Below are 1,620 nucleotides of genomic sequence, written 5' to 3'. Positions count from 1 at the left end.
TTGCGAACATTGCGAAACGCACTCCTTCTCTTCGGATGCGTATCAACTCGCAATGGCTGATCCCGTCGGCAATGTGGGGCGGCGACACCGCTTACAGCTAGTTCATCATTGAGGCAAACCGCTCACACCTTTGCAGACAATACAGGGATACCTAGAACCAACCGGCCAGCCATGTGTTTTCCGGTGTTGAAAAGGCTCACCGGCTCTGGCGCTGAGAGCTATGCCCGAAAGTTGGTGATTGCGTGATCAGGCGGCCGGTTGAATTTGCTTGATGCCGTCGATGAATGCAATCCCTTGGATTATTTCTGGCATACGATTTGCCCCGTCGAGTTTTCGCCATTTGCCCTGCGCTGACATCATCAGCTTGAACGCCATGGCGAGCCCGGTTTTGCGGCTGAGGCAGCCTTTGGTTTTGCCGGTTCGATGGCGTACGGTTGCGAATGTACTCTCGATGGGATTGGTGGTTCGGATGTGTTTCCAATGCTCCGCTGGGAAGTCATAGAACGCCAGCAGCACGTCACGATCCTTGACCAGCTTGGCGACAGCCTTTTCGTATTTCACGCCGTAGGTTTCAACGAAAAAATCAAAGGCGGCGTTGGCCTCGGCCTTGGTTTCCGCCTGCCAGATGTCGTGCAAATGGCCCTTGGCTTTGATTTGCACGGATTTCGGCATCGCGTTCAGGACATTGCCGGTTTTATGAAACCAACACCTCTGCTCTGCGGTCTCTGCGAACACTTCACGTAACGCCGCCCAGAAGCCAAGCGCGCCGTCGCCGACGGCAAGATCAGGGGCGTGATTGAGGCCACGCCGTTTGAGATCAAGCCGTAGCTCGCGCCAGCTTTGCGTGCTTTCGCGATAGCCGTCCGTCAGGCCCAGGATTTTTTTTGCGGCCCCATTCGTCCGCGCCAATCAGAACCAGAACGCATTGTTTTTCCTCCATTCTGGGCTGGAAATACACACCATCGGCCCAAACATAAACGATGCGCCGAGAGCTCAGATCACGCTTCTGCCAGCGCTCATAATCCTCCCACCAGTTCGCCTTGAGCCGCGAGATGGTGCTGGACGACAGCCCCGCCGCATTGGGCCCAAGCAGCGCTGCAAGGGCCTCCTGGAAATCACCCGTGGAAATGCCTTTCAAATAGAGCCACGGCAAAAGCTCCTCAACGGATTTGGCCTTGCGCAGATAGGGCGGCAGGATCAAGGACGTGAACCGCACCTTCTCAGCCTGATCCCCGCGATCTCGGACGCGTGGAACTTTTACGCCAACAGCGCCAACGCCGGTCATGACCTCGCGCTCAGGCAGGTAACCATGTCGAACGACCCGTGCATGTCCTTCCGGTGTCTTGTCCTCGGCAAACTGAGCAAGCAAAGCGCCCAGTTCCGCCTCAAGAGCCTGCTCAATCAATCGACGCGCTCCAGATCGGATCAGCTCAGTAAGCGGATCTGGCGAAAATCCAGATGGATCAGGCAAGGCAGCAATGGTATCTTCTCTCATGTGGCATATCCCTTTCTCGGCGAGAATTGATGGACTTGCCCGGGTTTTGTGGAGAGCGTTTAGCTCACTTCATGGGCCTTTCGCTCGAAGGCGATGGGGCTCTGGAATCCGAGCGATGAATGCCG

At 56.2% G+C, this 1,620-nt stretch carries 1 pseudogene; it reads right to left on the bottom strand.

From position 1 onward, the window contains the following. Window positions 1-246 precede the first annotated feature (246 nt). Window positions 247-1,495: pseudogene (locus C8N32_RS14745) on the bottom strand (IS256 family transposase). Window positions 1,496-1,620: the final 125 nt, after the last annotated feature.

Source organism: Rhodovulum imhoffii (assembly GCF_003046545.1).
In the GTDB taxonomy this organism is placed as follows: domain Bacteria; phylum Pseudomonadota; class Alphaproteobacteria; order Rhodobacterales; family Rhodobacteraceae; genus Rhodovulum; species Rhodovulum imhoffii.
This window is presented reverse-complemented; position numbering and strand designations above follow the sequence as displayed.